The 7,976-nt window shown below is 41.0% G+C and carries 5 protein-coding genes and 1 pseudogene; 1 reads left to right on the forward strand and 5 read right to left on the reverse strand.

Annotation, left to right across the window (positions count from 1 at the left end; all coding sequences use genetic code 11):
• A pseudogene (locus ACT3RN_RS13325) lies at positions 1 to 280 on the forward strand (nitroreductase family protein); the annotation flags it as partial.
• Positions 281 to 378: 98 nt separating this feature from the next.
• Here ACT3RN_RS13325 and ACT3RN_RS13330 read toward each other — a convergent pair.
• The 5 genes from ACT3RN_RS13330 to ACT3RN_RS13350 all read right to left on the reverse strand — a co-directional run bounded on the left by ACT3RN_RS13330 (position 379) and on the right by ACT3RN_RS13350 (position 7,752).
• Positions 379 to 1,623, reverse strand: a complete 1,245-nt coding sequence (locus ACT3RN_RS13330; protein ID WP_192519234.1) for a DUF819 family protein — start codon at positions 1,621 to 1,623, stop codon at positions 379 to 381.
• Positions 1,624 to 1,822: 199 nt separating this feature from the next.
• On the reverse strand, positions 1,823 to 3,463 hold the full coding sequence (locus tag ACT3RN_RS13335; protein WP_192519233.1) for a DEAD/DEAH box helicase: 1,641 nt from the start codon (positions 3,461 to 3,463) through the stop codon (positions 1,823 to 1,825).
• A 535-nt stretch (positions 3,464 to 3,998) separates the two neighbouring features.
• The gene (locus ACT3RN_RS13340) at positions 3,999 to 5,081 is read right to left on the reverse strand and encodes a DUF1176 domain-containing protein (protein WP_192519232.1); all 1,083 of its coding nucleotides are present in this window, start codon (positions 5,079 to 5,081) and stop codon (positions 3,999 to 4,001) included.
• A 512-nt stretch (positions 5,082 to 5,593) separates the two neighbouring features.
• Positions 5,594 to 6,406 (reverse strand): glutathione-dependent disulfide-bond oxidoreductase, encoded by an 813-nt coding sequence (gene yghU / locus ACT3RN_RS13345; protein WP_192519231.1) that lies wholly within the window; start codon positions 6,404 to 6,406, stop codon positions 5,594 to 5,596.
• An 11-nt stretch (positions 6,407 to 6,417) separates the two neighbouring features.
• Complete coding sequence (locus tag ACT3RN_RS13350; RefSeq protein WP_444518709.1) at positions 6,418 to 7,752, reverse strand: hypothetical protein; 1,335 nt, start codon at positions 7,750 to 7,752, stop codon at positions 6,418 to 6,420.
• Positions 7,753 to 7,976 lie beyond the last annotated feature (224 nt).

The following is a 7,976-nucleotide window of genomic DNA, read 5'->3' on the forward strand; positions in this document are numbered from 1 at the left end:
TTTGCAAGAAGCGGCACCGTTATATACTGACAAATTCCCAGTGTGGTCTGAACATACCAGTGCCATGCATCAGTATATGATCTGGATGGCATTGTCCAGTTTAGATATCGGTGCAAACTTACAGCATTACAATCCTATCATTGATAGCAAAGTTGCTGATGCTTGGAGTGTGGACAAGAACTGGGAATTGGTTGCACAAATGGTATTTGGTGCGATCGAGCAGCCCGCAGGTGACAAGGCGTTTAAGCCTGTAGATGAACGTTTAAAAGTGTTCGGCTAATAAGTCCTAGCGTTGAAGATAGTAAAACCAATGAACCCGCTATGATATATATTCGTAGCGGGTTCATTGGTTTTATTGTGTGACTTAAAATCTTATTTTCAAGTCACCACCAACCTCATTAATTGCGTGCTGATGTAACCACCAAACGTCCCAACCGCATAGCCTAATATACCCAAAAACACTCCCACTGGCGCAAGTGAGGGGTGAAATGCCGTGGCCACAATTGGCGCTGATGATGCGCCGCCAGTATTGGCATTAGACCCAACCGCCAAAAAGAAAAATGGCGCTCGTATCATTCTAGCAACAGCAAAGATAATCACGACGTGAATACTCATCCATAACAGACCGATAAGCAGTAATCGCCATTGTGAGACAATACCAGCCAAATTAATTTGCATACCAATAGCAGCAATTAGTATAAAAATGAATACTGTACCGATTTTTGAGGCACCAACATGGTCAAGCCTGCGAATCTTGGTAAAAGAAAATATCACGCCTATTAATGTAATAATGACCACCATCCAAAAGAATGAACTGGCAAAGCTATACTGTACCGCCCATTTGTATGGCGCAAAAAAACCTGCAATTTGTCCACCAACAAAGTGCGCGACCCCAACCATGGCAAAGCATAATCCAAACATCACCATCAAATCGTTGATAGTTGCTGGCCGGGCATGATCGCGATCATAGCTTTCGACCGCTTTAATGACCTTATCGATACTGCTGGTATCCGCTCGCAAAAACCGATCTATCTTGTCACTGTGTTTTGCCATCACCAGTATGGCCAATAGCCATAGCGAAGCATTGGTCGCATCCACCAAAATCATCATACCGAATAAATCGTCACTGACTCCAAATAGCTCCTTCATCGCTGCTTGGTTGGCTGCCCCGCCGATCCAACTGCCTGCCACTGCCGAAAACCCACGCCATAAAGTATCATCGGTAAACATCGCAGGTGATATCCATTTAGCCACGCCCAAACTGATAGGACCACTAATAATAATAGCGATACTGGCCGCAAAGAACATAGCAATGGCTTTCCAGCCTAAGCCTAATATTTTTGGCACATCCATTGACAGTGTCATCAGCAGTAAACTGGCTGGTAGTAGGTACGTGGCAGTGAAGCCATAAATCTGTGAGCCAACACCATCAGCAAATACACCCAAACTATTTAAAGTGGCTGGTATAAAGCAGCACAAAACAATACCTGGTAGTACGGCATAAAACCGCTGCCAGAACTTGCCAGGTAACCCTTGGGTATAAAACACCAAACCGATAATGGCCATAATAACGCCAAAAGCCAATGGCAGACTATCAATTGCTAAATGAGAGAGGTCTAGCATCCCATAGCTCCAATGCAGAAGATAAAAACCTGCCAGTATAGACAAGCAAAAAAAGTCACGCAATGGCAAATGCCAAATCATTAGACACAAAAAAGCCAGATAACAAGTATCTGGCTTTTTGATGCCGAATTATACGATGTCATGCGATTAAATTAATCGGTCTTATTCAACCATTTATTAACCGTTAATAATAGCGTTATTACGAGTTGTTACCACGGTTGCCACCGTTTGAGCGACCTTGGCCACGGCTGTCAGAACGACCTGCTGGGCGACCTTGGCTACCGCTTGGACGACCGCGACCAGATGCAGCGCGATCACCGCGTGGAACACCATTGCCATCACTACGGCTAGGACCACCAGTACGTTTACCTTGATAAGGCTTGCCACCTGAACGCTCATTTGGCTTACCTTTATAACCACTGTCATTGCTAGCACGTTGACCAGTTGAAGCACTATCGCTTGAACGACCACGGCCTTGACCATTACCACCACCGTTAGAGCGACCAGCATAACCACCACTTGAACGACCACGACCACCGCCGCCGTTAGAGCGACCACGACCACGACCACGGCCACGACCTTTGTTTTCGCTAGGTACGTAAGTTTTCTTAGCTTCCATACCCTCGATGACACACACTTCCATCTTACGATCTAGGTAACGGTTGATAGCAGCTAGTTGTGGACGATCATCCATGCTACATAAGCTGATAGCAACACCAGTACGACCAGCACGGCCACAACGACCGATACGGTGGACGTAATCTTCAGTCTGACGTGGAAGGTCATAGTTGATGACGTGCGAGATAGCTGGTACATCTAGACCACGTGCAGCAACGTCAGTTGCCACTAGAATTTTACATTTGCCATTACGCAGGTCTTGAACAATACGGTTACGCTTGCTCTGTGGCAAATCACCGTGTAGGAAGCTTGCTTTATGACCAGCTTCTTGTAGCTGTTTTGCTAGCTTTTCAGTACTGCGCTTAGTTGCAGCAAAAATAATGATTTGATCCATTTCTTTTTGGCAAACAATTTTGTCAAGCAATCTGTTTTTATGATCGAAATCATCACAGTAGTATACTTTTTCTTCGATGTGCGCTGATTCAACTTTGATAGATACACGCTCAGGGTTTTTAGTGAAGCTAGCAGCGATTTTACCTACTGGGCCATCCCAAGTTGCAGAACACATGATGGTTTGACGATCGGTCGGTGCTGCGCTCAAGATATCACTGATATCATCTGCAAAACCCATGTCTAGCATGCGATCAGCTTCATCAAGTACTAGCACTTCAAGATTTGATAAATCAACACGGCCAGCCTTGATATGATCTAATAGACGACCAGGTGTTGCTACGATTACCTGAACGCCTTTTCTTAGCGCTGTAATCTGACCATTATATGGTGCCCCACCAACCAATGGTACACAGAAGAGACCACGCATATCTTTAGAATAAGTACGCACACTATCATGTACTTGCTGAGCAAGCTCACGCGTTGGTGTTAGGATAAGTGCTTTGGTTAGTTTATCAAAGCTAGTGGCACGGCTTAAACGATCAAGTACTGGGATGACAAATGCGGCTGTTTTACCACTACCCGTTTGTGCTGATAATAATAAATCGCGGCCTGCTAGAGCAAAAGGAATAGCCTGTTCTTGAATAGGTGTGGGATTGGTATAACCACTGCGATCAAGCGCGGTAAGAATCGGCTTGGCAATATTAAGTTCAGCAAAAGTGATTTTTTCTTCAGCAGCGTCAGGAGTAGCCGCTTGAGCATCAGTATTTGGGGTGTCAGTATTTTCGATGATGCCGTTTTCAGCGGCGATTGTAGATAAGATGTCAGTCATAGTAATCCTTGGTAAGTATAAGCTGCTGTACATTCAGCAAGCTTGATGCATACCACTGATAACCGTTCACCACGCCGCTTTTATTAAAGAACTACCGAGCCACATAATTGTGTCGGTAGTCAGAAACTCAGCCAATAAAACTGTCGTTTCTATAATAAATGCGTTCGTGCTGTCTGACGTATTTTGGTGGTAGTGCCGAGTGTCTTATCCTTGTCTGATATAGGCATATTATTAATGCTTTATCCAAAGCAAATAAACGCTAATAACAACCAATCTAATCCATAATAATGGAACAGTAGATAAGATATGAGTCAAAAATAACTAGCAGTGCTATTAAATGTTATTTAAGTACACAAAATCATCGGCAACAATTACTTATGGTCATCCTAGACCCAAAATCGCAGGCGATGTTATCAATCTCATAATTCACGAAAGCCCTAGCTAACGTGGCGACGTAGTATATCACAATAAAATTACATCTGTACCTTTTTTTTGATAACCATAAAAATAACCTTGGCTATCTTAAACTTCTGGTTTATTGTGTTGTTTTGACATCTGTAATATAAGTAGGCAATTGCCACGCACCACCAGCTTCAATCATACGACACAGCCCAGTGCTACCTTCATGACTTTTTTCAAATGTCTTTCCTGTCCATATCCAGTCGATTTTGGTTACGCAGTCACCAATACCTCGACCTTTTTGTACAGAGCTTATCTTACCTTTGTCATAACTAGTGGCATCAGTGGTCACTAATTTTGGGTTATAAGGTTTACTATCATTGATGACCCAAACACCTGAGCCTTTGTTGTAAGCACTCGTCCAACAATCATGCTGGGCTATTAATTGTGAGCCATTTAGACGATTAACTTGCCATGGTGATTTATCTGATAAGCTTGGGCAGTCACTGTCAGCATCTTTCATGGTTTCTTTCATCAATGCTGCCAGTTGCGAGGACTTCATCACAAACTTTTTCTTATTACTTGCCACTGCATTTGGCTTAGGCATGACAAAGCGTAAAACTGGGGCAGATTTTGGTGATAATACACTGCTGTTAGATTTAACTGCATCAGTACGGTTAATAAGGGCGCTTGATGTTCCTACTCGTCCTTGGACTTCATCTGCTTTAAGCATAACGGCATTGGCGCCTCTATCAGATAGCTGCCAACGTGAGTTGCGTAGTACTAGCTCAATATTACTGGATTTGGTTAGTGCCTCTAACAATGCTGTCACTTGTGCTTCAGTAAGCTCAGCACTACCTGCTGTAGTCGAAAATGGTTTGGTTTCACCATGATCTTTATCATTGATAAACAATGATATACGATGACGGTTGCCCAATTGCATCAAGGCCTTAGAGGAGCTATCTTTCGCACCCCCAATTTTAACTTTGCCGTCCACACTAGCATTTGCCCCTGCGCGGCGTGTGAGTAATATAGATATAGGGAATTCGCTATTGTTTTCTGCTTGATAGCCTGCCAATCGGCATGTTCGAGTGTTGTCACAAACAACTTGCCAATCTTGACTGGTCAGCTCAGCACCTGTATTTGCCAAACTTGCTGTACTAACTAAAGCAGTACTGATAGCTGTAAACAGTGATAATCGTATTTTATTTTTTATCATGAATGTGTCTTTTTTATTTTTTTAACATTATATCTTAAGTGAATCATGCCGTTGAATTGTCATAACTGATAAGTACTTCTATCTTGATAATTCTGAACAACTTTTATCTAAGTGTGGTCAATATTGCGGCGAACACTAGCTATTTTCAGTGCTTGCTTTTCCCATTTTTAGTTATCACTCTTAATAATCATTACTTATTAATAGATATTATATAAACAACTACTAATAAGATAGTCCCTGCTATATTAGCGTATTAATGTTTCTGTCCATCATAATAATGTACTATTATGTAAACGCAAAAGTCTATGATTACATCAATGTAAACATATATAAGTACAGAGCAACCCTAATACCCATATTGATTTAATGAGGCTAGGGTCTGTTAAATATTCAAATGTAGTATTGCCCTCCACTCGAGCATAGCTCTCGCCTTGCAAACAGGTAAAGCGCTGCTGTCATGGCTTAAGAATAAAACAAGCCTTGCTATAGACAAATATTATTACTCAGCTTATTTATTCGATGGGTTTTAATGATAATTCTACGGCACGCTTAACGGCTGGACGCTCAGCAACCATATTTGCCCAACGCTTTACATGGATATAGCTATCTACTTGTAAAAATTCTGCAGCATTATAGAGCTTACCGAGCACTAGCTGACCATACCACGACCAAATAAGCATATCCGCAATATTATAATCAGCCTCGTCATTACCGCACATGTATTTATTATCTTTTAAGTGCTTATCGAGTACATCTAACTGACGCTTAGTTTCCATCGTATAGCGATTGATTGGATACTCAAGTGGTTCAGGTGCGTATGCATAAAAGTGTCCAAAACCACCACCTAAGAAAGGCGCGCTACCCATTTGCCACATCACCCAAGATAGACATTCTGCCCGTGCTCTGCCAAGTGACGACGGTATAAATTGACCAAACTTTTCTGCTAAATACATTAAGATAGCACCAGACTCAAACAAGGCAACAGACTCATTATTAGAGTGATCGACCAAAGCAGGGATTTTTGAGTTAGGATTTATGGCGACAAAGCCTGAACCGAACTGATCGCCTTCTGAGATATCGATTTTATAGGCATCGTATTCAGCGCCTTTGATACCAAGCTCAGCCAATTCTTCTAATAGTATGTTTACTTTGACGCCATTTGGTGTATTTAACGAATATAACTGTAATGGCGCATTGCCCACAGGTAATTCTTTATCATGACGCGCGCCAGCTATTGGGCTATTAATACTAGCAAACTTACCACCACTTTCTTTATCTTGTGTCCAAATCTTAGGCGGTACATATTTATTATTGTCTTGACTCATAACATATCCTATTACTTTTTGGTTGTGATAGAACTTACAGTAGCACATTCACCGCTATAGGGTTGAAAAGTGAAATAATCAGTAGAATAACTGCCTACAAACTGGATGATATCAATACCGTATTTTTGGTATGGGTTACCTGTGCTGATATCACCCGCTACATGAGCAGCTTTCACATTGCATTGATAGCCATCATGATTGCAGTGACATACTATATTGTTCTTATAACCAAAATTCTTTATATCGGCGTTTATGATAGCACTTTGTTGTGTGAGACCTTGGACTTGCGACCCTTTATGAGAGCTTACGTAAACAACTCCTACTATGTTGGTATTACGAGTATTGTTTATTTGCCATTTAATGGCCTCATAAGAGCTTAAGTATAATACTACCGGTTTGGATATAGCTGGTATATCTAGCACGACAGCTTGATTATCCGCCTCATAAACACCAGCGTATAATGCTACAACATCTGGGTATCGCTGCTTGATGGTGGATAAAATTTGATTTGGGTCTTCAGCTTGTTTAACATTATCCATAGGACTGATATCCATTGCCACATCTGTTGTATGCCAGCCATTGCGGTATTCAACTTCGACAATATGATTACCAGCTGGTATATATACTTTTTGCATATCATCACCGCCTTTGTTGTCCTCAATGATAATATGTTTATCGATAAGCACCCGTGCCCTAGAGTGACTTTTACTCATCAAAACTTGATAAAACCCCGATTCAGGTACGCTTAACGAGCCTACCCAATATGCCATGAATTTTTCTGATGGTATATTTTTAAAGTTACTCCAACTATATTTTTTTGCCACTCCTGTGACGTACCCTCTTTCTATTACCTTCGATGGATTATCTGAATGCATATAAAAAACTTGATAACCCCGATGAGGAATATCATGATTGAACTGATAAGTATCGTTCCACGTATTAAAGGCTAATGGGAAGTTATGTAAATGGCTATCAAACGTGATGATATTATCGTCTTCAGCACCTGTTTCAATAGGCGGCAGAATGACTGTTTCAAGAAGGATCTCACTATCTTTTTCAATCTCAATCTCAATATTGTCATCTATGTTTGGAGTTACTTTAGGCATCTCTGAGTATCCATCACATGCATTTAAACTAAACATATTTAAAAAAGCCAGTTTTTTACCAGCTTCACTAAAGTCACCATCAAAAAATTCCGAGATGACTTCCTCCAATAAGTGCCGTTTAGTTTTTTTTGAGTCCCTACAACCATCTGTCAGAATATGAGTACCGTTTACTGTATTGTCAGCAGAATAGCTGTCGTTGGTGGTGGCAGCGGGGTTGCCAGTTTCATCATCACTGATCATTAATACTAAAAGTGTGACAACTATCAATGTTACAATGAGTGCAACGGACTGTCGTTTATACATATGATTACATACTCGAGAACAGCTACATCGTAAAATGTAAACGATATAAATATGACTATTATATTAATTTAGAAAAATTGTCGAGTAATAATTATACAAGATAATAACAAATAAAAGTGCGTAAAATGACTTTATCTAAGGTCTGTTGAACATTCAAATTT

This window comes from Psychrobacter sp. AOP5-GZ1-6 (assembly GCF_052376345.1).
Lineage (GTDB): Bacteria > Pseudomonadota > Gammaproteobacteria > Pseudomonadales > Moraxellaceae > Psychrobacter.

Excerpts from the sequence above, each read along its gene's own strand:
- ACT3RN_RS13330 (WP_192519234.1), bottom strand. The coding sequence starts at position 1,623 with ATGCTAGACCTCTCTCATTTAGCAATTGATAGTCTGCCATTGGCTTTT.
- ACT3RN_RS13335 (WP_192519233.1), bottom strand. The coding sequence starts at position 3,463 with ATGACTGACATCTTATCTACAATCGCCGCTGAAAACGGCATCATCGAA.
- ACT3RN_RS13340 (WP_192519232.1), bottom strand. The coding sequence starts at position 5,081 with ATGATAAAAAATAAAATACGATTATCACTGTTTACAGCTATCAGTACT.
- yghU (WP_192519231.1), bottom strand. The coding sequence starts at position 6,406 with ATGAGTCAAGACAATAATAAATATGTACCGCCTAAGATTTGGACACAA.
- ACT3RN_RS13350 (WP_444518709.1), bottom strand. The coding sequence starts at position 7,752 with ATGATCAGTGATGATGAAACTGGCAACCCCGCTGCCACCACCAACGAC.